Origin of the sequence: Bradyrhizobium sp. WSM471, from assembly GCF_000244915.1 — a bacterium.
GTDB lineage: Bacteria > Pseudomonadota > Alphaproteobacteria > Rhizobiales > Xanthobacteraceae > Bradyrhizobium.
On the sequence record NZ_CM001442.1, the window covers coordinates 7,715,503 to 7,741,149 of the forward strand.

The 25,647-nt window shown below is 63.6% G+C and carries 21 protein-coding genes; 8 read left to right on the top strand and 13 right to left on the bottom strand.

Going from position 1 to position 25,647, the window contains the following annotated elements; genetic code table 11:
* Positions 1-52: 52 nt before the first annotated feature.
* The 4 genes from BRA471DRAFT_RS35245 to BRA471DRAFT_RS35260 all read right to left on the bottom strand — a co-directional run bounded on the left by BRA471DRAFT_RS35245 (position 53) and on the right by BRA471DRAFT_RS35260 (position 3,469).
* Entirely contained in the window at positions 53-562 is a 510-nt protein-coding gene (locus BRA471DRAFT_RS35245; RefSeq protein WP_007615985.1) for an OsmC family protein, read from the bottom strand.
* Positions 563-631: 69 nt separating this feature from the next.
* Positions 632-1,417, bottom strand: coding sequence for an ABC transporter ATP-binding protein (locus tag BRA471DRAFT_RS35250; RefSeq protein ID WP_007615986.1), 786 nt, complete (start codon positions 1,415-1,417; stop codon positions 632-634).
* A 4-nt stretch (positions 1,418-1,421) separates the two neighbouring features.
* Positions 1,422-2,267, bottom strand: coding sequence for an ABC transporter permease (locus BRA471DRAFT_RS35255; protein WP_035974529.1), 846 nt, complete (start codon positions 2,265-2,267; stop codon positions 1,422-1,424).
* 230 nt (positions 2,268-2,497) lie between these two features.
* Positions 2,498-3,469, bottom strand: coding sequence for an aliphatic sulfonate ABC transporter substrate-binding protein (locus BRA471DRAFT_RS35260; RefSeq protein WP_007615989.1), 972 nt, complete (start codon positions 3,467-3,469; stop codon positions 2,498-2,500).
* A gap of 187 nt (positions 3,470-3,656) precedes the next feature.
* Between BRA471DRAFT_RS35260 and BRA471DRAFT_RS35265 the strand changes: the two genes are divergently transcribed.
* Positions 3,657-6,446 carry a [protein-PII] uridylyltransferase gene (locus BRA471DRAFT_RS35265; protein WP_007615990.1) on the top strand — a complete coding sequence of 930 codons (2,790 nt, stop codon included), beginning with the start codon at positions 3,657-3,659 and terminating at the stop codon, positions 6,444-6,446.
* Between the two features lie 140 nt (positions 6,447-6,586).
* Here BRA471DRAFT_RS35265 and BRA471DRAFT_RS35270 read toward each other — a convergent pair whose 3' ends face one another.
* The gene (locus BRA471DRAFT_RS35270) at positions 6,587-7,117 is read right to left on the bottom strand and encodes a methylated-DNA--[protein]-cysteine S-methyltransferase (protein ID WP_007615991.1); all 531 of its coding nucleotides are present in this window, start codon (positions 7,115-7,117) and stop codon (positions 6,587-6,589) included.
* Between the two features lie 9 nt (positions 7,118-7,126).
* Between BRA471DRAFT_RS35270 and BRA471DRAFT_RS35275 the strand changes: the two genes are divergently transcribed.
* The 3 genes from BRA471DRAFT_RS35275 (at position 7,127) to BRA471DRAFT_RS35285 (ending at position 10,407) form a co-directional block, all read left to right on the top strand.
* Positions 7,127-7,570: a DUF1304 domain-containing protein gene (locus BRA471DRAFT_RS35275; RefSeq protein WP_007615992.1), complete on the top strand. Its 444-nt coding sequence runs from the start codon at positions 7,127-7,129 to the stop codon at positions 7,568-7,570.
* A 135-nt stretch (positions 7,571-7,705) separates the two neighbouring features.
* Entirely contained in the window at positions 7,706-8,947 is a 1,242-nt protein-coding gene (locus BRA471DRAFT_RS35280) for an ABC transporter substrate-binding protein (RefSeq protein WP_035975290.1), read from the top strand.
* A gap of 233 nt (positions 8,948-9,180) precedes the next feature.
* A complete protein-coding gene (locus BRA471DRAFT_RS35285) occupies positions 9,181-10,407 on the top strand; it encodes an ABC transporter substrate-binding protein (RefSeq protein WP_007615994.1) in 1,227 nt (408 codons plus the stop codon).
* Between the two features lie 118 nt (positions 10,408-10,525).
* Here the strand turns inward: BRA471DRAFT_RS35285 and BRA471DRAFT_RS35290 are convergent, their stop codons facing one another.
* Positions 10,526-10,951 (bottom strand): DUF1330 domain-containing protein, encoded by a 426-nt coding sequence (locus BRA471DRAFT_RS35290; RefSeq protein ID WP_007615995.1) that lies wholly within the window; start codon positions 10,949-10,951, stop codon positions 10,526-10,528.
* A 166-nt stretch (positions 10,952-11,117) separates the two neighbouring features.
* Between BRA471DRAFT_RS35290 and BRA471DRAFT_RS35295 the strand changes: the two genes are divergently transcribed.
* A complete protein-coding gene (locus BRA471DRAFT_RS35295) occupies positions 11,118-13,331 on the top strand; it encodes a transglycosylase domain-containing protein (RefSeq protein WP_007615996.1) in 2,214 nt (737 codons plus the stop codon).
* Between the two features lie 252 nt (positions 13,332-13,583).
* Here the strand turns inward: BRA471DRAFT_RS35295 and BRA471DRAFT_RS35300 are convergent, their stop codons facing one another.
* From BRA471DRAFT_RS35300 to BRA471DRAFT_RS35315, 4 genes are all read right to left on the bottom strand, one after another.
* Positions 13,584-14,423, bottom strand: a complete 840-nt coding sequence (locus tag BRA471DRAFT_RS35300; protein WP_007615997.1) for a M48 family metallopeptidase — start codon at positions 14,421-14,423, stop codon at positions 13,584-13,586.
* A 217-nt stretch (positions 14,424-14,640) separates the two neighbouring features.
* On the bottom strand, positions 14,641-15,969 hold the full coding sequence (locus BRA471DRAFT_RS35305; protein WP_007615999.1) for a polyhydroxyalkanoate depolymerase: 1,329 nt from the start codon (positions 15,967-15,969) through the stop codon (positions 14,641-14,643).
* Between the two features lie 121 nt (positions 15,970-16,090).
* Positions 16,091-16,909, bottom strand: a complete 819-nt coding sequence (locus tag BRA471DRAFT_RS35310; protein ID WP_007616001.1) for an ABC transporter permease — start codon at positions 16,907-16,909, stop codon at positions 16,091-16,093.
* Positions 16,910-17,015: 106 nt separating this feature from the next.
* Positions 17,016-17,819: an ABC transporter ATP-binding protein gene (locus BRA471DRAFT_RS35315; RefSeq protein ID WP_007616003.1), complete on the bottom strand. Its 804-nt coding sequence runs from the start codon at positions 17,817-17,819 to the stop codon at positions 17,016-17,018.
* Between the two features lie 105 nt (positions 17,820-17,924).
* Here BRA471DRAFT_RS35315 and BRA471DRAFT_RS35320 point away from each other — a divergent pair, with 105 nt between their 5' ends.
* Positions 17,925-19,235 (top strand): ActS/PrrB/RegB family redox-sensitive histidine kinase, encoded by a 1,311-nt coding sequence (locus tag BRA471DRAFT_RS35320; protein ID WP_007616005.1) that lies wholly within the window; start codon positions 17,925-17,927, stop codon positions 19,233-19,235.
* 102 nt (positions 19,236-19,337) lie between these two features.
* Complete coding sequence (locus BRA471DRAFT_RS35325; RefSeq protein ID WP_007616013.1) at positions 19,338-19,892, top strand: ActR/PrrA/RegA family redox response regulator transcription factor; 555 nt, start codon at positions 19,338-19,340, stop codon at positions 19,890-19,892.
* 109 nt (positions 19,893-20,001) lie between these two features.
* Here BRA471DRAFT_RS35325 and BRA471DRAFT_RS35330 read toward each other — a convergent pair whose 3' ends face one another.
* Both BRA471DRAFT_RS35330 and BRA471DRAFT_RS35335 read right to left on the bottom strand, forming a co-directional pair.
* A complete protein-coding gene (locus BRA471DRAFT_RS35330; protein ID WP_035974532.1) occupies positions 20,002-20,490 on the bottom strand; it encodes an MmcB family DNA repair protein in 489 nt (162 codons plus the stop codon).
* A 321-nt stretch (positions 20,491-20,811) separates the two neighbouring features.
* On the bottom strand, positions 20,812-21,861 hold the full coding sequence (locus BRA471DRAFT_RS35335) for an IS110 family transposase (protein WP_007604958.1): 1,050 nt from the start codon (positions 21,859-21,861) through the stop codon (positions 20,812-20,814).
* A gap of 260 nt (positions 21,862-22,121) precedes the next feature.
* On the opposite strand from BRA471DRAFT_RS35335, the gene BRA471DRAFT_RS35340 reads away from it, so the two are divergent.
* Complete coding sequence (locus tag BRA471DRAFT_RS35340) at positions 22,122-23,819, top strand: alpha-amylase family protein (protein ID WP_007616016.1); 1,698 nt, start codon at positions 22,122-22,124, stop codon at positions 23,817-23,819.
* 154 nt (positions 23,820-23,973) lie between these two features.
* On the opposite strand, the gene BRA471DRAFT_RS35345 is transcribed toward BRA471DRAFT_RS35340, so the two are convergent.
* On the bottom strand, positions 23,974-25,572 hold the full coding sequence (locus tag BRA471DRAFT_RS35345) for an alpha-amylase family glycosyl hydrolase (protein WP_007616017.1): 1,599 nt from the start codon (positions 25,570-25,572) through the stop codon (positions 23,974-23,976).
* Between the last annotated feature and the right edge of the window lie 75 nt (positions 25,573-25,647).

The following is a 25,647-nucleotide window of genomic DNA, read 5'->3' on the forward strand; positions in this document are numbered from 1 at the left end:
GCAGTTGCGCACAAGGCCAGGACGACACCGATTGTTGGACTGCGGTCGCGCCTTACATCCGCTGCATCGAGACCGAGACCTTCGGGCCGTTCTTGATGGTCTGATAGACCACGCAATAGCGCTCGGTGAGCTTGAGCAGCAGGTCGAGCTTGTCTTGCGGAGCATCGGTGTCGACGTCGAAGCGCAGACGGATCTCGGCGAAGCCGACCGGGGTCTCCTTGTCGACGCCGAGCGTGCCGCGGAAATCGAGATCGCCCTCGGCGTAGACGTTGCCGGTCTTCAGGGGCACCTCGATCGCGGTCGCGACCGATTTCAGCGTGACGCCGGCGCAGGCGACCAGCGCCTCGAGCAGCATGTCGCCGGAGCAGAGCTCGAGGCCGGAGCCGCCGGTCCCGGGATGCAGGCCGGCCATTGCGATGGCGCGGCCGGTCTCGACCTTGCAGGCGATGCCTTCGCTGTCGGTCGAGCCCTTGGCCTTCAACGTGATCATCGCGGTCTTGGGATCGGTCTTGTAGCGCTCCTTGATCGGGGCCTGCATCTGGCGCAGTGCTGCGGCGTCCATTTTGTCTCTCCCGGGAAAATCGTTTCTACGAAGTACCGGCTTGCGATGTACCGGCTCAGAGAGAAATTGTCACCACCACATGGCCTGACCGGGACCCTGGGTTGCGTCGCGGTCGGGCACGCTGCGGTCGAGCGAACGGTCGAGTGACGTCAGCACACTTCGCTTGAAATTCTCGAACAGCGGCGAATTGCGGTCGCGTGGCCGGCCCAGATTGATCTCGATCTGGTCGAACAGCCGGCCCGGCCGCGGCCGCATCACCAGCACGCGGTCAGCCAGCACCACGGCCTCGTCTACGTCATGGGTGACGAGGATGAGCGTCGGCCGCGTGTCGGCCCAGAGATCGAGCAGATGATCCTGGAGGTCCCTGCGGGTGAAAGCGTCGAGCGCCGAGAACGGCTCGTCGAGCAAGAGCACCTCGGGCTGCGGCACCAGTGCGCGGGCGATCGCGACGCGCTGTGCCTGCCCGCCGGAGAGCTCGCGCGGCCAGGCCTGCGCTTTCTCGGCGAGCCCGACACGCTCCAGCGCACGCGCCACCTTTTCACGCCGCTCGGTCGCGGGCCCATCGGCAAGACCAAAGCCGATATTATCGGCGACGCTGAGCCAGGGCAGCAGGCGCGGCTCCTGGAAGATGATGCCGATCTTGGCATGCGGCGAGGCGATCGCCTCGTTGTCGAGCGTCACCGTGCCCGAGCTTGCGCGGTCGAGGCCCGCAATGGCGCGCAGCAGCGTGGACTTGCCGCAGCCCGAGCCGCCGATGATGGCGACGATCTCGCCTTGCCTGATCTCGGCGGAAAAGCGCGCCAGCGCCTGCACGCCGTTGGGATAGGTCTTGCTGACCCGGTCGAGCGCCAGCATCGCCTTATGCTCCCGTCGTACGCCCGAAGGCGTCCTGCCAGCGCAGGAAGGGCGCGGCCGCAATCTCGATCAACCAATCCGTGAGCTTGCCAAGGATCGCGAAGATCACGATGGCGGCGAGGATCTGCGCGGGCTTGCCGAGCTGCTGGCCATCGAGCAGGAGATAGCCGAGGCCTTCGGAGGCGCCGATCAGCTCGGCCGCCACCACGAACATCCAGCCCAGACCAAGTCCGACGCGCAAGGACACGACATAGGCCGGCAGCACCGCGGGCAGCAGGATACGGCGGATCATGGCAGGTCCGGAGAGACGGAAGGTGCGACCGACTTCGACGATCTTGCGATCGACGATGAGGATCGCGCCCATCACGCCGAGATAGACCGGGAAGAACACGCCGACTGCGATCAGCGCGATCTTCGAGGTCTCGAAGATGCCGAGCCAGAGGATGAACAGCGGCACCCAGGCCAGCGATGGAATTGCGCGCAGCGCCTGCACGGTCGGATCGAGCAGCCGCCGCGCCAGCGACCAATAGCCGGATATGGCGCCGAGCAACGTGCCGGCGACCACGCCGAACGCGAAGCCGAGGCCGACACGCCACAGCGTCGCGGCGATGTGACGGAACAGTTCGCCGGAGCGGGCAAGGTCAACGATGGTGGCGAACACGCGCGAGGGCGGCGGCACCAGCCGGCCGTTGGACCAGCCGAACCAGACCAGGAACTCCCAACCGAGCGCGAGGGTAAGCGGCAGCAACACACCCAGCAATGGACGCGCATAACGCGACAACCACGAAGGCGCAGCGGCGCTTTCGGCCGGTTCCGTGGTCTGTTGCAGGACTGGCGCGTCGGAGATCATGGCCGGTAGGAAGCGCGTCTTGTACGAGATTGCAAGAGCGCGCGGCATTCTCAGCCGTCGTCCCGGACAAGCGCAGCGGAGCGGAGCGCAGATCCGGGACCCATAACCACAGGGAGAAGTGGTTACGGGGACTCGGAGTTACCCTTGGCCCCAAACTGCTTCCTGTGGTTATGGGTCCCGGGCTCGCTTCGCGCCCCGGGACGACACCGGAGTTTGCCGCGCGCCCGTCGTTAATTCGTCGGCAGCGGGACCTGATCGTCGATCAACGCATCCAGCATCGCCTTCACATCGACCTTGGCGTCGACGACGCCGGCCTGTTGCAGGGCGAGGCCCGCGGCGAGGATCGATTCGCGCTGCGGTGCGCCGATGCGGCTGTGGGTAAGCTCGGTGCGCTCCTTGAGCTGCTTGTCGACGACAGGCTCAGGCAGCTTGGTCACGGCGATGAAGGTCTTCTTGAGCTCGTCGTAATTCGCCAGCGAATACTTTCGCGCTTCCTCGTAAACGGCGAGCACGCGGCGGGCGGCGTCCGGATGGTCTTTCAAAAACTGCTCGCGCACATTGAGGATGCCCCAAGTGTTGGCGTCGTCCTTGCGGTAGAACAGTTTCGCGCCGTCCTCGACCTCGGCCTGCGCCATCATCGGATCGAGCCCGGCCCACGCATCGACGTCGCCGCGGATCAGCGCGGTCTTGCCGTCGGCGTGCTGGAGCAGCACCGGCGTGATGTCCTTTTCGGTGAGACCTGCGCCAAGCAGCGCGCGCACCAGGAAGATGTGCGGATCGGTGCCGCGCGTCACCGCGACGCGCTTGCCCTTGAGGCCGGCCACATCGGCGATCTTGGAATCCTTTGATGTGACCAACGCCGTCCATTCGGGACGCGAATAGACGTAGATCGACTTGATCGGGTTGCCGTTGATACGTGCGACCAGCGCCGCCGATCCCGCCGTCGAGCCGAAGTCGATCGAGCCCGCATTGAGGAATTCGAGCGCCTTGTTGGAGCCAGCGGACTGCACCCAGGTGACCGTGACGCCGTCCTTGGCGAACTCCTTTTCCAGGAGCCCCTTCTGCTTCAGGACCATCGACACCGGATTATAGGTCGCCCAGTCGATACGGATTTCCTTGAGCGGATCCGCCGCCCGTGCCGCCGGGGACACGGCAAGAGCGACCGCTCCCGCCAAAAGTACGCGTCGTGTAACTTTAGTCATGCCCGGCCTCCTCAAAATTTCATTGTTTTTCAATGAGTTATATCTAGAGGTCAACGAGAAAATCCGCCTCTCGAAAGCGCGCCGGCTGAGAACAGCTTTGCCCAAAGCCGCACGTTTCCAGCATGGAACGACTATTGCGAGAGAATGGCGGGTGACAGCGCCTGCCGCCTCTTATATCCGGTGAGACATGGACAGCGTCGCAACTGAGCACAAGGCCGAGGTGGACGATCGCTTCGACACCGCGCGGATCACCGCCGCGGTCGATGCGCTTGCCGAGAAGCACCAGGGACGCGAGGACGCGTTCCGCACGGCGATGGCGCAACTGCTCAAGGCCGAGCTGATTGCGTCGCGCGCCGCGGCACAGACGATCCTGCTGAAGGACCGTCACGGCCGGCGCTGCGCCGAGCGGCTGTGCCACGTACAGGACGAGATCATCCGCATCTTGTATTCGGCCGCGACCCGCCATCTCTACCGCTCGCCGATCCCGAGCGGCGCCGAGCGCATGGCCGTGGTGGCGACCGGCGGCTATGGCCGCGGCCTGATGGCTCCCGAGTCCGACATCGATCTGCTCTTCATCCTGCCCTACAAGCAGACCGCCTGGGGCGAGCAGGTCGCGGAGGCCATTCTCTATTGTCTGTGGGACATGGGGCTGAAGGTCGGTCACGCCACGCGCTCGGTCGACGAGTCGATCCGGCAGGCGCGCGGCGACATGACCATCCGCACCGCGATCCTGGAGACGCGCTTCCTCACCGGCGACCGGCCGCTCTATGACGAGCTGGTCGCCCGCTTCGACAAGGAGGTCGTGCAAGGCACTGCGTCCGAATTCGTCACCGCGAAACTCGCCGAGCGTGAGGAGCGGCATCGCCGCGGCGGCCAATCGCGTTATCTGGTCGAACCCAACGTCAAGGACGGCAAGGGTGCCCTGCGCGACCTGCACACGCTGTTCTGGATCGCGAAGTACGTCTACCGCGTGAGCGACACCGACGAGCTGGTCGACCGCGGCGTCTTCGACGCGCAGGAATACCGTACCTTCCGCCGCTGCGCCGACTTCCTCTGGTCGGTGCGCTGCAACCTGCACTTCCACTCCGGCCGCGCCGAAGAGCGGCTCTCCTTCGACCTTCAGCGCGAGATCGCGGTTCGGCTCGGCTACACCTCGCATCCCGGCATGCAGGACGTCGAGCGCTTCATGAAGCACTACTTCCTGGTCGCCAAGGAAGTCGGCAACCTCACCGCCATTCTCTGCGCCAAGCTCGAGGACCAGCAGGCCAAGCCCGCGCCGGTGCTGAGCCGGATGATGGCGCGGCTGCGCCCCACCGCGGTGAAGCGGCGGGTTCCCGACAGCGACGACTTCATCGTCGACAACAACCGCATCAACGTCGCCGCACCCGACGTCTTCAAGCACGATCCGGTCAATTTGATCCGCATCTTCCGCCTGGCGCAGAAGAACAATCTCGCCTTCCACCCGGACGCGATGCGCGACGTGACGCGCTCGCTCGGCCTGATCAACGCCCAGATGCGCGAGAATCCCGAAGCCAACCGGCTGTTCATGGAGATCCTGACGTCCGACAACGCGGAAATCGTGCTGCGGCGGATGAACGAGACCGGCGTGCTCGGCCATTTCATCCGCGCCTTCGGCAAGATCGTCTCGATGATGCAGTTCAACATGTATCATCACTACACCGTCGACGAGCATTTGATCCGCTGCGTCGGCTTCCTCCAGGACATCGAACGCGGCGGCATCGAGGAATTCGCGGTGGCGAGCGACCTGATGCGCAAGATCCGGCCGGAGCATCGCTCCGTGATCTACATTGCGACGCTGCTGCACGACGTCGCCAAGGGCCGGCCCGAGGATCACTCGATCGCCGGCGCCAAGGTGGCGCGACGGCTCTGCCCGCGGCTCGGCTTCAGTCCGGCCGATACCGAGCTCGTGGCCTGGCTGATCGAGGAGCATCTGACAATGTCCACGGTCGCACAGTCGCGCGATCTCTCCGACCGCAAAACCATCGAGAATTTCGCCGCCGTGGTGCAGTCGGTCGAGCAGATGAAGCTCTTGACGATCCTCACAACCGCCGACATCCGCGGCGTCGGTCCGGGCGTATGGAATGGCTGGAAAGCGCAGCTCTTGCGCTCCCTCTACTACGAGACCGAACCGGTGCTGACCGGCGGCTTCTCGGAGGTCGACCGCGGCAAGCGCCTCACGGCCGCATACGCCGAATTCCGTAACGCCTTCGCGGAATGGCCGGCGGAAGAGCTCGACGCCTATATCGGCCGGCACTATCCGGCCTATTGGCTCAAGGTCGAGCTGCCGCGCAAGATCCGCCACGCGCGCTTCGTCCGTGCCAGCGAGCAGGCCGGCCACAAGCTCGCGATCAATGTCGGCTTCGACGAGGTGCGTGGCGTCACCGAGCTGACCATCTTCGCCGCCGACCATCCCTGGCTACTGTCGATCATCGCGGGCGCCTGTGCCTCGGCCGGCGCCAACATCGTCGATGCCCAGATCTACACCACGACCGACGGCCGCGCGCTCGACACGATCTCGATCTCCAGGGAATACGACCGCGACGAGGACGAGGGACGGCGCGCCACGCGCATCGGCGAGATGATCGAGGACGTGCTCGAAGGCAAGCTGCGTCTGCCCGAAGTGGTGGCGCGGCGAACCGTGCGCGGCAAGGCGCGGCCGTTCGTGATCGAGCCGGAAGTGACCATCAACAACCAATGGTCAGACCGCTACACAGTGATCGAAATGTCCGGCCTCGACCGGCCCGGGCTGCTCTACGAGCTGACCACCGCGATCTCGAAGCTCAACCTCAACATCGCCTCGGCCCATGTCGCGACCTTCGGCGAGCGCGCCCGCGACGTGTTCTACGTCACCGATCTCCTGGGCGCACAGATCAGCGCGCCGACGCGGCAATCCGCGATCAAGAGCGCGCTGACCCACGTGATGGCCGGCGACAAGGCGGTTCAGCCGGCGGCGTGAGGACGGCTGCGCGCCTCTCCTCTCGTCATTCCGGGGCGCCGCGCAGCGGCGAACCCGGAATCCATCGAGCCACTGGTGACGCGGATAAATGGATTCCGGGTTCGCGCTTCGCGCGCCCCGGAATGACGACTGGCGGATATCTAAACCGCCACGCCTTCATGCCGCAGCAGCCAGCGCTTGCGCTCGAGGCCGCCGCCATACTTCACCAGAGAACCATCGGCGCCGATCAGGCGGTGGCACGGCAGTACCACGCTGATCGGATTGGAGCCGTTGGCATGGCCGACGGCGCGAATGGCCTTGGGCGTGTCGATCCTGGCGGCCAGCGCGCCATAGCTCATCGTGGTGCCGGCAGGGATTTGCGCCAACGCATTCCAGACCTTCTGCTGGAATGGCGTGCCGGCGATGCGCCAGGCGATGCCTGAGAGCTGGCCGAGATCGCCGTCGAAATAGTCCGACAGCGCAGTCCGCATGGCTGCTGGCGCGGGCTGGTCATTCAGCTCCACCACACCGTAGTGCAGCCGCAAGAGCTCGCGCATGCGGTGCTCGTAATCCTCCCAGTCGAGCGCGCGCAAGGCGCCCGCGGCGTCGGTGACCAGCAGCGCAATCCCGATCGGCGTCTCCAGCCGATCGAGGCCAAAGCTTACAGGTGGTTTGGTCAGTCGCGCGGGCATTGCGGCACCATGGCATCGAAACACGCCATCGCACTTGCCACGCCCGCCGTGCTAGCGTCCACCCGAAAGCTGACGCTGGGGGAGCTCAACTTGATCTGGATCGCGAATATCCTGGTGGCGCTGGTCGCCGCACTGCACGCTTACTTCCTGATCCTGGAGATGTTTCTCTGGGAAAAGCCGCAGGGCCTGAAGGTTTTCCGCAACACGCCGGAGAAGGCAGCGATCACAAAGGTGCTGGCCGCCAACCAGGGGCTCTATAATGGCTTCCTGGCCGCAGGCCTGGTCTGGGGGCTGGTGCACGGCAATCCGGCCTTCGCGTTCCAGATCAAGGCGTTCTTCCTGCTCTGCGTGATCGTGGCCGGCGCTTATGGCGCAGCGACCGTCAGCACGCGCATCCTGATGGTGCAGGCGCTGCCGGCTGCGCTCGCGCTGTTAACGTTGTTCCTGACCTGAGACGCCATAGCGCGGCGCCGCGATCCTTGCGCGTCGCCTGCCGTTCCTCCACAATCTCCGACAGCGATGGCGACCGTTGGCAATCAACGGGAAAAGACCGTCGGCCGGAAATTCCGTCAGGAGGAACAACCCCCCATGAGCAATCGCAGAGCCTTCATCACTGCCACGGCGGCGCTCGCCTTCGCGTTCTCCGCCAACCAAGCCTTTGTCAGTGAAGCCCTCGCCCAGAAGAAATACGACACCGGCGCGAGCGACACCGAGATCAAGATCGGCCAGACCGTGCCGTTCTCCGGGCCCTATTCCGTCTACGCCAATATCGGAAAGACCCAGGCCGCCTACTTCAAGATGATCAACGATCAGGGCGGCATCAACGGCCGCAAGATCAATCTGATCCAGTATGACGATGCCTATTCGCCACCGAAGACGGTCGAGCAGGTGCGCAAGCTCGTCGAAGGCGACGAGGTGCTGTTCACCTTCCAGATCATCGGCACGGCCGCGAACGCCGCCGTACAAAAATATCTCAACGGCAAGAAGATCCCGCAGCTGCTGGCCTCGACGGGCGCCGCGCGCTTCAACGATCCGCAGAACTATCCCTGGACCATCGCCTATAATCCCAACTACGTGTCCGAGGGACGCATCTACGCCAAGTACATTCTCAAGGAGCATCCGAACGCCAAGATCGGCGTGCTCTACCAGAACGACGACATGGGCCGCGACTATCTCGCGGGCCTCAAGAGCGGTCTCGGCGACAAGGCCGCCGGCATGATCGTCGGCGAGGTGTCCTACGAGGTCACGGATCCGACGGTGGACTCGCAGGTGGTCAAACTGAAATCGTTGGGCGCCGATCTTTTCTATGATGCCTCGACACCCAAGTTCGCGGCGCAGGCGATCAAGAAAGTCGCCGAGCTCGGCTGGACGCCGGTGCACATTCTCGACATCAACGCGAGCCCGATCTCGGCGACGCTGAAGCCGGCCGGCCTCGACATCTCCAAGGGCATTATCTCGACCCAATACGGCAAGGAGCCCGGCGATCCCCAGTGGAAGGACGATCCGGGCGTGAAAGCCTTCTTCGCCTTCATGGACAAGTATTTCCCCGAAGGCGACAAGCTAAATACCGTCAACACCTACGCTTATTCAGTTGCCGAATTGCTGACGCAAGTGCTGAAACAGTGCGGTGACGACCTGTCGCGTGAGAACGTGATGAAGCAGGTCGCCAACATCAAGGACTTCACCCCGAGCTTCGCGCTGCCCGGCATCAAGATCAACACCGGGCCGAACGACTACCGCGTCAACAAGCAGATGCAGATGATGAAGTTCAACGGCGAACGCTGGGAGCTGTTCGGCCCGATCATGGAGGATGCGGGTCCAGCGGGTTAGTCTCTGGGTAGGGTGGGTTAGCGCAGCGTAACCCACCTCTTTGATTTCCGCGGAAACAGAAGTGGTGGGTTACGCCCGGCGGACTGCGCTTTGCGCAGCCGCAGGGCTAACCCACCCTACGAACGCGCACCTTGCCCTGCGGTAATCGTTCCTCCACACTCGCCCGTAGCGATGGCATCGGACGCACAGTGCGCCCGGCAGACCGTCGGCAACAACAAACCGAGGAAATGCGAATGAGGAATGGAATTCTGCATCTGGCCACGGCAACGGCGCTGACCCTGGCGCTGTCGGTCTCGGCGGCCAATGCCCAGAAGAAATATGATCCGGGCGCCAGCGATACCGAGATCAAGGTCGGCCAGACGATGCCGTTTTCTGGACCGGCATCGGCCTATTCGTCGATCGGCAAGACCCAAGCCGCCTATTTCAAGATGATCAACGACCAGGGCGGCGTCAACGGCCGCAAGATCAATCTGATCCAGTATGACGATGCCTACTCGCCGCCGAAAGCCGTGGAGCAGATTCGCAAGCTCGTCGAGAGCGACGAGGTCCTGCTGACCTTCCAGATCATCGGCACGCCGGTGAACGCAGCCGTGCAGAAATATCTCAATTCGAAGAAGGTGCCGCAACTGTTCGCGGCGACCGGAGCCTCGAGGTTCACGGATCCGAAGAACTTTCCGTGGACGATGGGCTTCAACCCCAACTACTTCGTCGAAGGCCGCATCTACGGACAGTACATCCTGAAGGAGCATCCGAACGCCAAGATCGGCGTGCTCTATCAGAACGACGACCTCGGCAAGGACTATCTGAACGGCATCAAGGCCGGCCTCGGCGACAAGGCTGCCAAGATGATCGTGACTGAAGCTTCCTACGAAGTCTCCGATCCGACTGTCGACTCGCAGATCCTCAAGATCAAGGATGCCGGCGCCGATTTGTTCTTCAGCGCCACCACGCCGAAGCAGGCGGCCCAGGCGATCAAGAAGATCGCCGAGATGGGCTGGCATCCGGTGCAGATCGTCGACATCAACGCCACCTCGGTCGGCGCGGTGCTGAAGCCGGCCGGCCTCGACGCCGCCAAGGGCCTGATCAGCGTCAATTACGGCAAGGAACCGCTCGACCCGACCTGGAAGGACGATGCCGGCCTCAAGAGGTATTTCGACTTCATGGCCAAGTATTATCCGGATGGGGACAAGGACTCGAACTTCAACACCTACGGCTACAGCACGGCGCAGCTGCTGGTCCATGTGCTGAAGCAGTGCGGCGACGACCTGACGCGCGAGAACGTGATGAAGCAGGCCGCGTCGCTGAAGGACGTGACCAGCGACACCGCGCTGCCCGGCATCAAGGCCAACACCTCACCGACCGACTACCGCGTCAACAAGCAGCTTCAGATGATGAAGTTCAACGGCGAACGCTGGGAGCTGTTCGGCCCAATCATTGAGGATGCGAGTCCGGCGGGTTAGTTCTGCACGGTCATTCCGGGCTGGCGCGCGAGCGCCAGACCCGGAATCTCGAGATTCTCAGGTGCGCAATTGCGCACCTGAGTTCGATGCTTTCGCATCGCCCCGGAATGACGTGGCTCTACTCCGGTATCTCGCCAAAGTTCTTCCCCACCGGCAGCACCGCATGCCGAATAAGCCGTGAATCCTCCACCGCGGCCTGCCTGTGCTTCACCGCTTCGCGATAGACGGGATCGCGGATCATCTCGACGAAGGCGGCGACGCTTGGGTATTCGGCGATGAAGCAATGGTCCCAGCGCTCAGTCTCGGGGCCGATCAGCATCAGCTCGAATTTGCCCTGCCAGACGATGCGGCCGCCGAGGCGTTCGAACACCGGCCCGCTCTCGCGGCCATAGGCCGCATAGGCTTCCGCGCCGCTTGCCTTGCGGCCGTCGGGATAGGCCGCCTCCTTGCGCAAGCGCACCAGGTTGAGCATGTGGATCGGACCGGGGCGGTCGTTGTCCCGGAACTGCGCGAAAATCTCCTTGGTCGGATCGATGTGGCCCATCTGAGTTCCCTGTTGTTTTATGCGGGCGATCCTAGCTCTGCCGTCCAGCCAGCGGAACTGCGGCCAGCGAATGCCGCACCTCCTAATCGCGCGTTAAGCTCTGGGTAACCGGGCCTTAAACAGCGACCGCTAGCGTGCGGCGGGGCGGGCTGACCGGGCGTTGCGTATGGGGTTGGGAAAGAAAAAGAGTGGGCGCAAGGAGCCGCTGTTCGGCTTGCCTGCAGCACTCGCCGATCTGCGCCTGACCCCGGCCGACCGCATTCCCGGCGGCGATGACAAGCCGAAGAAATCAACGAAATCATCTGCCAGGTGCAAGAGCGAGGATGCCGGCGACGAGCCGCCGCGCGAGCGGAAGGCGCCGGGCGGGCGCGGCAGTGCCAAGCGGCGATCGAAGTCGCGCATCGGCGCTGGTCTTGGTCGCCTGGTCTATTGGGGCGCGGTGCTGGGCCTGTGGGGGGCGATCGCGGTGATCGGCGTCGTGATCTGGGTCGGCGCTCATCTGCCGCCGATCCAGTCGCTGGAAATCCCCAAGCGGCCACCGACGATCCAGATCGTCGGCATCGACGGCAGCATGCTGGCGCAGCGCGGCGAGATGGCCGGCGCCAACGTCTCGCTGAAAGATTTGCCGCAATATCTGCCCAAGGCGTTCATCGCCATTGAGGACCGCCGCTTCTATTCGCATTTCGGCATCGATCCCGTCGGCATCCTGCGCGCGCTCGTCACCAACGTGCTCCATCGCGGCGTGTCGCAGGGCGGCTCGACACTGACGCAGCAATTGGCGAAGAACCTGTTCCTGACCCAGGAGCGCACCATGGCGCGCAAACTGCAGGAAGCGGAGCTCGCGATCTGGCTGGAGCGCAAGCATTCCAAGAACGAGATCCTGGAGCTCTATCTCAACCGCGTCTATTTCGGCTCCGGCGCCTATGGCGTCGAGGCAGCTGCGCAAAGGTATTTCGGCAAGTCGGCCAAGAACGTCACTGTCGCGGAGGCCGCGATGCTGGCCGGCCTCGTCAAATCGCCTTCGCGGCTCGCGCCGAACCGCAACCCCGAGGGCGCCGAAGCGCGCGCGAAAATCGTGCTCACGGCGATGGCGGATGCCAAATTCATCACCGAGGCGCAGGCGCAGGCCTCGATCGGCCAACCCTCCTACAATGTGAAGCCGGTCGGCGCCGGCACGATCAATTACGTCGCCGACTGGATCGGCGAGGTGCTGGACGATCTGGTCGGCCAGATCGACGAGAGCATCAAAGTCGAGACCACGATCGATCCGAAGCTCCAGAGCGTGGCGGAAGCCGCCATCATCGACGAGCTCGCGGCCAAGAGCGTGAAGTTCAATGTCAGCCAGGGCGCGCTGGTGGCGATGACGCCGGACGGCGCGGTTCGCGCCATGGTCGGCGGCCGGAACTATTCCGAGAGCCAGTACAACCGCGCGGTCACCGCCAGGCGCCAGCCGGGCTCCTCGTTCAAGCCATTCGTGTACCTGACCGCGCTCGAGCAGGGACTGACGCCCGACACGCTCCGCCAGGACGCGCCGATCGAGGTCAAGGGCTGGAAGCCTGAGAACTACACCCACGAATATTTCGGCGCGGTGACGCTGACCCAGGCGCTCGCGATGTCGCTCAACACGGTCGCGATCCGCCTCGGCCTCGAGGTCGGGCCGAAGAATGTGGTGCGCACCGCGCACCGGCTCGGCATCACCTCGAAGCTTGAGCCCAACGCCTCGATCGCGCTCGGCACCTCCGAAGTCTCGATGGTCGAGCTGGTCGGCGCCTATGCACCTTTCGCCAATGGCGGCTTCGCGGCGACGCCGCATGTCGTCACCCGGATCAGGACGCTCAGTGGCAAGCTGCTCTACATGCGCCAGCCGGACGAGCACAACCAGGTGGTCGACCCGCGCTATGTCGGCATGATGAACGCGATGATGCGGGAAACGCTGATCAGCGGCACCGCCAAGAAGGCGGAGATCCCGGGCTGGCCGGCGGCCGGCAAGACCGGCACCAGCCAGGACTACCGCGACGCCTGGTTCATCGGCTACACCGCCAACCTCGTCACCGGCGTGTGGCTCGGCAATGACGACAACTCGCCGACCAAGAAGGCGACCGGCGGCGGCTTGCCGGTCGAAGTCTGGTCGCGCTTCATGAAGACGGCGCACGAGGGCGTGCCGGTGGCAGCCTTGCCGAGCTCGCAAGGCAGCTGGGGCCTGTCGAATCTCGCGCAGGCGGCATCGCAGGTCTCGCCGCCGACAGCGGCAGCGCCCGCACCCGCACCTGTCAACAACGGCGGCTATCGCCCGCCCCCCACGCGCGCCAATGCGCGACCGGAAGCAGCGGCAGGACTCGATGGCTGGCTGATGGACCGGCTGTTCGGCGGAAATCGCTAGGTTCTGCTTGAGGTCCGGGTGACCTCAAAACAAAAACTGCGAAAACAACCCCATGCACAGTAGCCGAGGATAACGAAATCAACGGCTTGCGCGGGCAGCAAAGACGCTTGAAGCGCGCGCTGGGCTTTCATTCCCCGCGAAAGCGGGAAATCCAGTACGCCGCGGCTTCTCGATCAATCACTAAGGCCTCTGGAATACTGGATCGCCCGCTTTCGCGGGCGATGACAGCGTCACATGAGGCACCAACGAGCCCTAATCCTCGACCCCGTAGCGGTGCAAATCGTTGCCGTACGTATCGAGCCACTTCTTGGCGCGCTCCATCGACGGGCAGACCTTGCCGCAGACGCGCCAGAACCGCGCGGAGTGGTTCATCTCGACGAGATGGGCGACCTCGTGCGCGGCGAGATAGTCGAGCACGTAGGGCGGTGCGAGGATCAGGCGCCAGGAGAACGACAGCGAGCCGGCCGAGGTGCAGGAGCCCCAGCGGCTGGATTGATCGCGGATCGAGAGCCGCTTGACCTTGACGCCGAGCTCGACGGCGTAGGATTCCGCGGCACGCTGAAGATCGCGACGCGCCTCGCGCTTGAGGAAGTCGCTGACGCGACGGTCGGCATGCTCGACGCCGCCGGCGACGCAGAGAATGCGTTCACCGCTGTCGCGCACTTCCGTCCACACCGTACCGCGCGTGCCGGCGCGATGAACGATGCGATGAGAAACGCCGCGAAGCGGTATCACTGTGCCAGGCTGGAACGGCGCGGCCTTCGGCAAACGGCCGAGACGTGCCGCGATCCATGCGCCGTGGCGCTGCGCGAAGTCTTTTGCTTCGGCGAGCGTGCCGCGCGGCGGCATGGTGAGGATGGCTTCGCGATCGCTCGGATGAATTCTGAGCGTGTAACGACGCGCGCGGCGATGCCGGCGCAGCCGAATCGCAAAATATTGCGATCCATGGGTGATCAGGAGGGTCTTCGGCTCGTGGGGCCGCCGATAGAGGAGTGCGCGAGTGGCCATGTCTGTCAGTCCGGGGGGCAGGAGAGCGCCCGGATTCTGCCATAACCGCCGCCAGGGAAAGCGCTCGGCGCAAAAACAAATCATTTGCCCAATATACAGGGGTCTGGCGTCCGGGAGACCCTACAGACTGGGGTCGGAACCGGCTTTTTTCGCCCCCATCCGGCGCATGCGGCACCCCCAAGGGGTGAGGTTGGACTCACTCCTACAAAGCTACCTAAATACCGCGAATCTGGCGGGAACTCACCCCCGTCGGAGCCTCCGACAGGGCGTCGATTTTCAGCGGGAAAGCCGAAAAACGCGATTATTCGGCCGCGAGCGCCTGCAATGAGCTCGGATTCGCCGCCGAGACCATGAAGTCGTGGATGCGCGGCACGATTTCCGATTTGAAGCGCGAGCCATTGAACACGCCGTAATGTCCGACGCCCTTCTGGACGTAATGAACGCGGCGATGATCGGGAATCGAGCTGCACAATGTGTGCGTTGCTTCGGTCTGACCGATACCGGAGATGTCGTCGTTCTCGCCTTCGACCGTCATCAACGCGACGCGCGTGACCTTGGAGGGATCGACGCGTGTTCCACGATGGGTCATCTCGCCCTTTGGCAGCGAATGCTTCACGAACACGGTGTCGACGGTCTGCAGGTAATACTCGGCGGAGAGATCCATCACCGCGAGATATTCGTCGTAGAAGTCACGATGCTTGTCGACGAGATCGCCGTCGCCCTTCACCAGATTGGCGAACAGCTGCTTGTGGGCATCCATATGCCGGTCGAGATTCATGCTGATGAAGCCGTTGAGTTGCAGGAAGCCCGGATAGACGTCGCGCATCATGCCCGGATGCGGGAACGGCACCTTGGTGATGACGTGGTTGCGGAACCAGTCGATGCCGCGCTCCTGGGCAAGGTTGTTCACCGCAGTCGGATTGCGGCGGGTGTCGATCGGGCCACCCATCAGCGTCATTGAGGTCGGCACGAAGGGATCACGGCGCGCTTCCATGATCGAAACGGCGGCGACGACGGGAACCGAGGGCTGGCACACCGCCAGCACATGCGTGTTGCCGCCGAGGACGTGCAGCATCTCGATGACGTAGTCGATGTAGTCGTCGAGATCGAAACGGCCGTCGCTAAGCGGCACCATGCGGGCATCGGCCCAATCGGTGATGTAGACCTCATGCGCCGGCAGGAAAGCCTCGACCGTGCCGCGGAGCAGCGTCGCGTAATGGCCGGACATCGGCGCTACGATCAGCACGCGCGGTTGCGGGCTGCGTAGCGGACGGGTGAACTTGCGATCGAAGTAGAGCAGGCGGCAGAACGGCTTTTCCCAGACCGAGCGGACCTCGACGGGGACACGGATGCCGTTGACCTCGGTGTCGTTGAGGCCCCATTCCGGCTTGCCGTAACGGCGCGTGGTGCGTTCGAACAATTCGCAGGCCGCGGCAACCGACTTGCCGACCTCGGTGCGTGCCCATGGATTGAGGGGATTTTGAAACAGCAGCTTGGTCGCGTCCGTGATCGCACGCGCCGGATTGAGAGAGGCTTGCCCCATCTCGTACATCCAGTACATCGGCGTCGTCAGGACCGGACTGCCTTCGGCCACCAGGGGCGGCGCGCCGCCAAACTCACCAATCGGCATCGCTATATTCCTCTTCGCATCGCAGCATACTGCCGAATGCGTAATATTGCGTCAATGCATGGTTCCGTACATCTACGTGGCCCAGGTGCCAAAACCGGGCTGAATCCACGAGAAAGTGACGTTATTCGCCGCCTGACAGCAGCGAGCCCTGCATCCGGGCGCTGCGCAAAAGGGCAAGGAATGCCCCAAAAGATGCAACCAACAGCACCGCGTTGATGGCCAACGCGCTCAGCATCAGATCGGTCCTGAAGGTGTTTTCGATCAGCAGCGCGCGCATCCCTTCGAACACATAGGTCGGCGGCAGCGTCCAGGCGATATATTGCAACCAGACCGGCAGCACGCTGACGGGATAGTAGACGCAGGCGAGCGGCATGATTCCGAACATCAGGGTCCAGACGATGCTCTCGGCACCGAGGCCGTTTCGCAGCACCAGGCCGGAGACGAAGATGCCGACCGACCAGCTCGTGAAGATCAGATTGCAGAAGAACGCGATCAGCGGCACGCCGAGCGCATAAACGTTGAAGTGAAACAGGAACAGCGCGAGCAGCGTCATCGGGATGACGCCGATCGCGAGCCTGATCAGGCTCATGATCATCAGCGACAGCAGGAATTCGATCGGCTTCAACGGGCTCATCATGAGATTGCCGAGGTTGCGCGCCCACATCTCTTCCAGGAACGAGATCGAAAAGCCGAGCTGCCCGCGAAACAGGATGTCCCAGAGGATGACGGCGCCGATCAGCGTGCCGCCGGCACGCGCGAAGAAGTTCGCATTCTGCGCGATATAAAGCTGAAGAAAGCCCCAGGTGATGACCTGCAGCGCCGGCCAATACAACAGCTCGAGCAGCCGCGGCCAGGACGAAAGCAAGAGGTACCAATAGCGCAGGATCATCGCGCCGATGCGATGGAGGGAGATGCCGCGGTGGAGGGAGGCCTCACTCATTCCGCTCTCCCGTAGCCCGGATGGAGCGAAGCGTAATCCGGGAATCGTGCCACAAGCGAAGGCCCCGGATTGCGCTGCGCTCCATCCGGGCTACGAATACAGTTTCTCATCGCACCGCCTCCTGCGCGCCGTTCACCCGGCCGCGCGCGACGTCCAGAAACACCTCTTCCAGCGTGGTGCGGTTGTAGCGCGCCATGATGGCCTCGGGCGTATCGTCGTCCTCGATGCGGCCGCGCTTCATGATGATGACGCGGTCGCAGAGCCGCTCGACCTCGAGCATGTTGTGCGAGGCCAGGAGGATGGTGGCGTTGTTCGCCTTGCGATAACGCTCCAGATGGCCTCGGACCCAGTCGGCGGTGTCGGGATCGAGCGAGGCGGTCGGCTCGTCCAGCAACAGCAGTTCGGGCTGGTTGATAAGCGCCTTGGCAAGCGCAACGCGCGTTTTTTGTCCTGCGGAGAGCTTGCCGTTGGCGCGGTCGATGAACTCGGTGAGATCGAGATCGCAGGCGAGCTCAGCGATGCGGTCGGAGAGGTTCTTCACCGCATAGAGCTTGCCGAACACGGTGAGGTTCTGACGCACTGTGAGCCGCATCGGCATGTCAACATAGGGGCTCTCGAAGTTCATCCGGCCCAGCACGGAAGCACTGTCCTCCGGCATCCGATGCCCGAGCACCTGGACGCGGCCGGAGGTTGGCAGCACCAGGCCCATGATCGTTGCGATGGTCGTGGTCTTGCCGGCGCCGTTGCCGCCCAGCAGCCCGGTGATGCTGCCGCGCGGAAGCGAAAAGGAGATGTCGTCGACGGCGCGGGTCTGCTTGTACACCTTGACGAGGTGATCGACCGCGATGGCCGCGGAGAGGCTGCGATCCGCGACAGTCGGCCAGCTTGAAGCCTTGTCATTCTCGGTCATGCTGGGCGTTCTTCTGCTATTGCAGCGGAGAGCGCAAGGCTTGTAATCCGGTGGTTCCGTGAGCCGCGCGCTTGTGATCGAGAAGGCACCGCCCCCTTGGCCGAAATGACCGAACTTGCCGCTTCCGACTTTCGCCCCGCGCAGCGGCATATCCGCCTGGATACGATCCTGCGGCTGCGCTGGCTCGCGGTGCTGGGCCAGCTCGCCGCGATCTTCATCGTGGCGCAGGGGCTGGAATTCAATGTCGAGATCGTCCCCTGCGTCAGCATCATCGCTCTGTCGGCGGCGCTCAATCTGGCGCTCCAGACCGTATCCAATCCGCTGCAGCGGCTGGAGCCGATGCAGGCGGCCGGACTGCTCGCGCTCAATATCGTGGAGCTGGCGGGTCTCCTGTTCCTCACCGGTGGACTCCAGAACCCGTTCTCGTTCCTGTTCCTCGCGCCCGTGCTGATCTCGGCGACCGCGCTGCCGGCCCGCTTCACCTTCGGCCTCGGCGTGCTGGCTGTCGCCTGCGCCTCGATCCTGTTCTTCTTCCATCTGCCGCTGCCGTGGGATTCCGACGATCCGCTGGTGCTGCCGCCAATCTATCTCGTCGGCGTCTGGCTCTCGATCGCGCTCGCGATCGGCGTCACCAGCCTCTACTCGTTCCAGGTCACCGAGGAGGCGCGCAAGCTCGCCGACGCGCTGGCCGCGACCGAGCTGGTGCTGACGCGCGAGCAGCATCTGACCCAGCTCGACGGCCTCGCGGCGGCCGCGGCGCACGAGCTCGGCACGCCGCTCGCGACGATCTTCCTGATCTCGCGCGAGCTGGAGAAGACGGTGAAGGAGCCGAACTTTGCCGCCGACCTGAAGACCCTGCGCGAGCAGACGCAGCGTTGCCGCGACATATTGAGCAAGATCACCCAGCTCTCCTCCACCGGCGCACCGTTCGACCGCATGAAGCTGTCGGAGCTGATCGAGGAGGTGGTGGCGCCCCACCGCGATTTCGGCGTCGATATCAAGGTGCGCATCGCCGTTGTCATCGTGGCCGAGCCGGTGGGCTCGCGCAATCCGGCGATCCTCTACGGCGTCGGCAACATCGTCGAGAACGCGGTCGATTTCGCCCGCACCACCGTCGAGGTGAATGCGTGGTGGAACAAGGACACGATCGAGCTCGTGATCTCCGACGATGGTCCCGGCATTCCGCCTGACATCCTGAACCGGATCGGCGAGCCCTATTTGTCGCGGCGGCGCAGCAAGGACGAAGGCGGCGGCCTCGGGCTCGGCGTGTTCATCGCGCGCACTTTGCTGGAGCGCACCGGCGCCAAGGTCTCGTTTACCAACCGGACTTTTCCGGACCATGGCGCCGTGGTCCAGATCACATGGCCGAGGGAGCGTTTTGAGGCTATCGAGACCTTTGAAGAAACAATAGGATAGGCCGCGACCTTGCGTCGCACAACGGGGCCGATCGACCATTGGCGGCCTTGGCACCGCCCGATTGCGAGGCCATATGTAGATGCGTTGGAGAGAGGACAAACCTTGAACGCCATCGCCGAACTGAATGAACAGACCGACCGCTCGCTTCTGATCGTAGAGGACGACAAGCCGTTCCTGGAGCGGCTGTCGCGTGCCATGGAAACGCGCGGCTTTGCGGTGACGTCATGCGACACCGTCTCGGACGGTCTGGCGCAGATCGGCAAGGCGGCGCCGGCATTCGCCGTGGTCGATCTGCGGCTCGGTGATGGCAACGGTCTCGACGTGGTCTCGGCGCTGAAGAAGAAGCGCCCCGACGCCCGCGCAATCGTGCTGACCGGCTATGGCAACATCGCCACCGCCGTCACCGCGGTGAAGATGGGCGCGGTCGATTATCTCTCAAAGCCCGCGGATGCGGACGACGTCGTCGCGGCGCTGCTGTCGACCAGCTCGGACAAGTCCGAGTTGCCGGCGAACCCGATGTCGGCCGACCGCGTGCGCTGGGAACATATCCAGCGCATCTACGAGATGTGCAACCGCAACGTCTCGGAAACCGCGCGCAGACTCAACATGCACCGGCGCACGTTGCAGCGGATTCTGGCGAAGCGCGCGCCGCGATAGCGGTGTCGCGGATCTTTGCGTAGCCCGGATGGAGCGAAGCGTAATCCGGGACAGCCGTTCCGTATGCGCGAATCCCGGATTACGCTTGCGCTCCATCCGGGCTACGGACTCACTCCCAAAACTCCGCATGCCCCTGCGGATCGACCAGCCGGTTGATCCGCAACGCCGCCGCCATGGCGAACCGCACCGTCATCTGCTTGCGCGTGGCCGCAGCGAGCTTGTGCTCGGGCGCCTCGCAGTGCAGGTGCGCGCCATAGGCATCCGCGATGATCAGACCCGTGTCTTGCGGAAAGATCTCGCAAGGCAGGTCCTGGGTGAACGCGAAGAACAGCCGGTCGCAATGCGCCCGGTATTCGTGCCATTTCTGATCGGCCCGCAAATCGTCCACCGACGATTTGATCTCGACGATCCAGATCTCGCCACGCTCGTTCAGCGCGACGAGATCGGCGCGCCGCCCGGAGGGCAGCGGCAATTCGCTGATGCAGGTGAATCCGAGTGAGCGCAACAATCGCGCCGTGCCGCGCGCGATGGCCAGCGCTGTCTCGGATTGACGGCGGTCCGTCGGCGGCACGAGGGCAATGCGGGCGGTGTTGTCCATGGGGCGAGGATAACCGATTCCTCCGTCGTCGTCCTGGCGAATGCCAGGACCCATATGTGGACGGCCCCCGTGGCACAAGAGCTTAGTGAGGTTTGATCGGATCGCTTGCATCCATATGTCCGGCCTGTTGATGCGGCTTTGTCGGACCGCTGGCCAAGATGGTTTTCGCGACACGAGTTCCAATCACCCATGCGACCTTATTCGGCCAATGGGTCCTACGGATTTGCTCGCATCTCGAACGATCGATCGCACCATCTCCTCTGCTCTTGCAGCTCCGGTTCGGCCGGTGGGGCTAACCCGCCGGTCGGCCGAATCTTTCGATCACACGGCAGCGGCCGTTTGGGCCTCGTTTTGCGCCCCTAGCCGCGCGCGATCGTATTGCTCTCCCGTCGTCATCAGCTTCCAGGCGATGCGGGCCATCTTGTTGGCCAGCGCCACCGCCGCCAGCTTCGGTGTTTTGCGCTTCAAAAGCTCGATCAGCCAGCTCGGCCCACGAGCTTTCGATTTGGCGATCTTGACCACCGAAGTTGCCCCAAGCACCAGCAGCTGACGCAAGGTCTCATCGCCTGCACGGGTTATCTTGCCGAGCCTGGTCTTTCCCGCGGTGGAATGGTCCTTTGGGGTCAGGCCGAGCCAGGCGGCAAACAGCCGTCCCGAGCGGAAGGCGTGAGGATCGGGTGCCTTCATCACCAGTGCTGCGGCGGTGACCGGACCGATCCCCGGGATCTGAGCCAAACGACGGCTCAAGGCATTGGCACGGTGCCAGGCGAGAAGCTTCGCCTCCACTGCCTTCAGCTCGACCTGCACCTGATCATATTGGCGGGCAAGCGTCGCAAACAGTTCGCGGGCCAGCGTCGGCACCCTTTCATCGTGCTCGATTGCGGCCAGGAACGAGACCAGCTTGTCCAGCCCCTTGGCCTCGATCAGACCGAACTCCGCCGCATAGCCGCGGATCATGTTGGAAAGTTGAGTGCGTCGCACGACCAGTTGTTCGCGGATGCCCAGCAGCATCAGCGCGGCCTGTTGCTCGGCGGTTTTCACCGGCACATAGCGCATCCGCGGCCGGCTCGCCGCCTCGCACAGCCCCTCTGCATCGCGCCCATCGTTCTTATTGCGCGCCACGTAGGGTTTCACCAGCTGCGGAGCGATCAGCTTGGCTGTGTGTCCCAGCTTACCTAGCTCTCGCGCCAGGACGTGAGCCGCCCCACACGCCTCGATCACCACCACCGTCGGCGGCAGCTTGGCAAAGAACTCCAGCATCCCCTTGCGGCCAAGCCGTTTGCGCAGCACGACCTGCTCCGAGGCATCCACCCCATGCAGTTGAAAGATATACTTCGACGTATCCATCCCAATGCGGATAATCTGGCTCACGGACGGCTCCTGTGAATGAGTTTCTGACAACCTCATTCTGGCACACTGATGCCGTAGGGGGCCGTCCACACCATCACCCCAAGGGATCGTTGGTGCACGAGCTGATAGCCACCAGTCCTCGTCAAACTTTGCCCTGTGGCAATGGTCCTGGATCTGCGCTTCGCTTGTCCAGGACGACGGCGGAGCACGGAACCGCTCTCGCTCTTAACACTTATCACGCAGCCGCCGCACCTCGGCGGAACCACCGAGGCTGCGCGCGCATGATCGATGATCTCTGGTACAAGAACGCCATCGTCTATTGCCTCTCCGTCGGCACCTATATGGACGCCAACGGCGATGGCATCGGCGATTTCAAGGGCCTGCTGCGCCGGCTCGATTATCTGCACGGCCTCGGCATCACCACGATCTGGCTGATGCCGTTCCAGACCTCGCCCGGCCGCGACGATGGCTACGATGTCGCGGATTATTACAGTGTCGATGCCCGCTACGGCACGCTCGGCGATTTCGTCGAGTTCACCCATGGCTGCAAGCAGCGCGGCATTCGCGTCATCATCGATCTCGTCGTCAACCACACCTCCGACCAGCATCCCTGGTTCAAGGCGGCGCGCAGCGACAAGAACTCGCCCTACCGCGACTGGTATGTCTGGTCCGACAAGAAGCCGGCCAACGCTAATCAGGGCATGGTGTTTCCCGGCGTTCAGAAATCGACCTGGACGCGCGACAAGGAAGCGGGAGCGTATTACTTTCATCGCTTCTACGATTTCCAGCCGGATCTCAACACCTCGAACCCGCATGTGCAAGCCGAGATCCTCAAGATCATGGGCTTCTGGATCCAGCTCGGCGTCTCCGGCTTCCGCATGGACGCGGTGCCCTTCGTGATCGCCACCAAGGGTGCCAAGGTGAAAAAGCCGGCCGAGCAGTACGACATGCTGCGCGCATTCCGCGAATTCCTGCAGTGGCGGCAGGGCGACGCCATCATCCTCGCCGAAGCCAATGTGCTGCCGAAAACCGACATGGAATATTTCGGCCGCGATGCCGACCGCATGCATATGATGTTCAATTTCCAGGTCAACCAGCATCTGTTCTATGCGCTGGCCTCATCCGATTCCCGCCCGCTGGCGAAAGCGCTGAAGGCGACCAAGCCGCGGCCCGCCTCGGCGCAATGGGGCCTGTTCCTGCGCAATCATGACGAGCTCGATCTCGGGCGATTGACCCCCGCGCAGCGCGACACCGTGTTCAAAAGGTTCGGTCCCGACAAGGACATGCAGCTTTACGACCGCGGCATTCGCCGCCGCCTGGCACCGATGCTGGGTGGCGACCGCCGGCGGCTCGAGCTCGCCTACAGCCTGATGTGCACGCTGCCGGGGACGCCGGTGATCCGCTATGGCGACGAGATCGCGATGGGCGATGACCTTTCGCTGCCGGAACGCAATTGCGCGCGCACGCCGATGCAATGGTCGACGGAGCCGCATGGCGGCTTCACCACCAGCGACAAGCCAGCCCTGCCCGTCATCGACGAAGGACCGTACGGCTATCCGCATGTCAACGTCGCCAAGCAGCGACGCGATCCCAACTCGATGCTGAACTGGACCGAGCGCATCGTCCGCATGCGCAAGGAGGTGCCGGAGATCGGCTGGGGCGATTTTTCGATCATCGCGACGCGCGATCCCGCCGTGTTCATCATGCGCTACGACTGGCGCAACAATTCCGTGCTGTTCGTGCACAATCTCGACGAGAAGCCGCGCGAGATCGCATTCTCGGCGGGGCTGCCGGGCGAGGCCGGCGAGCACCTCATCAATCTGCTCGCGGAAGACCACAGCCACGCCGACAAGCGCGGCCAGCACCGCGTCGTGCTGGAGCCCTACGGCTATCGCTGGTACCGTGTCGGCGGATTGGATTATCTGTTGAAGCGGAGCGATATCGACAAGACGGTGCGGGGCAACAAGCATCCGGGGTAGGTGCGACTACACACTCCGTTGTCGCCCTGGCGAAAGCCAGGACCCACTACCCCAATCGCTCGTTGTCGTTCGAAGTGAAAACTACGAATTTTCGCGAAACCACTCCCTGGGGTAATGGGTCCTGGATCTGCGCTTCGCTTGTCCAGGACGACGGTCATGGCGGCATCACCACCACCCCTTCATTGCCGCGCAAATCCAGCACGCCTTCGAGCCGCTCCCCTTCGCGATCCAGAAACGTCGACAGCAGAATCTCGCTGCCAAACTTGATCGCGCTGGTGGTGACCGCGATCGGCTCGGGGCCGAGATTGAGCACCACGGTCACCGCCCTGCCCGCGGCCTCGCGGCGATAGACCAGGAGATCGCCTTGCGCGGCAACCGGATGATAGTCGCCCGCGACTAGCGGCGGACAGCCCTTCCGCAACGCGATCAGGCGCTTGTAGAGCGTCAGGATCGAAATTGGATCGGCTTCGAGATCGACGACGTTGTTGCGGATGTGATCCTCCGGCAGCGGCAGCCATGGCCTGACGTCCGAGAAGCCGGCGAAGTTGGAGGAATCCCACTGCATCGGCGTGCGGCAGCCGTCGCGGCCGACACCGATGCCGGGTACGTTCTTCTCGAAGGGGTCGCGCACGAACTCGGGAGCGATCGCGAGCTGATGCATGCCGATCTCGTCGCCGTAATAGAGCGTCGGCGTGCCGCGCAGCGTCAACAGCAGCATGGCGGCGATTCGGGCCTGCTCCGGCCCGACGCGGCTTGCGACGCGCGGGCGATCGTGATTGCCGAGCACCCAGTTCGGCCAGGCGCCCTTCGGCAGCGCCTTCTCGTAATCCTCGACGATCTTCTCGATCGACCGTGCGCTCCAGAAGGTGGAGAGCAGCGCGAAATTGAACGGCATCTGCGCGCCGGTGAGATCGTTGCCGTAATAGGCCATCAGGCGATGCAGCGGCAGATAGATCTCGCCGATCAGGACGCGGGCATCATAGGCATCCGTGACGCGGCGCATCTCGGCGATGACGTCGTGCACCTCCGGCTGGTCGGTGGAATATTGCGTCAGTATCTTTTCGTTCGGCGGCCGGCCCTCGGCATAATGCGGATTGGGCGGGTTGTCGCGGAACTCGGCGTCCTTGATCAGGTGCCAGATCACGTCGACGCGAAAGCCGTCGACGCCCTTCTCCAGCCAGAACCGCATCACGTCGTAGATCGCCGCGCGGACATCGGGATTGCGCCAGTTGAGGTCCGGCTGCTGGGCGAGGAAGGCGTGATAGTAGTATTGACCGGTCGTCTCATCGAACTGCCACGCGCTGCCGCCGAACTCGGAGAGCCAATTGTTCGGCACGCCGCCACCCTCGCCCGGGTCGCGCCAGATGTACCAGTCGCGTTTGGGATTATCGCGCGAGGAGCGGCTCTCGACGAACCAGGGATGCTGGTCCGAGGTGTGGTTCGGCACGAGGTCGAGGATCAGCTTGAGGCCGTTGTCGTGCGCGGCGGCGAGAAGCGCATCGAAATCCGCCATCGTGCCGAACAGCGGCTCGATGCCGGTGTAGTCGGAGATGTCGTAGCCGAAATCGGCCATTGGCGAGGGGAAGATCGGCGACAGCCAGATCGCGTCGACGCCGAGCGATTTCACATAAGACAGCCGCTGCAAAATGCCGGCGAGATCGCCCACACCGTCGCCGTTTGAATCCTGAAAGGAGCGCGGATAGACCTGATAGAAAATGCCGTCGCGCCACCAAATGCTGCCGCCTTGAGCCATGCGGGAAATCCATCCAAAAACTGCTTCTCGCGCGGAAGAACGCGGAAGGAGCGCCCCGGTTCAAAACGGCAGGCG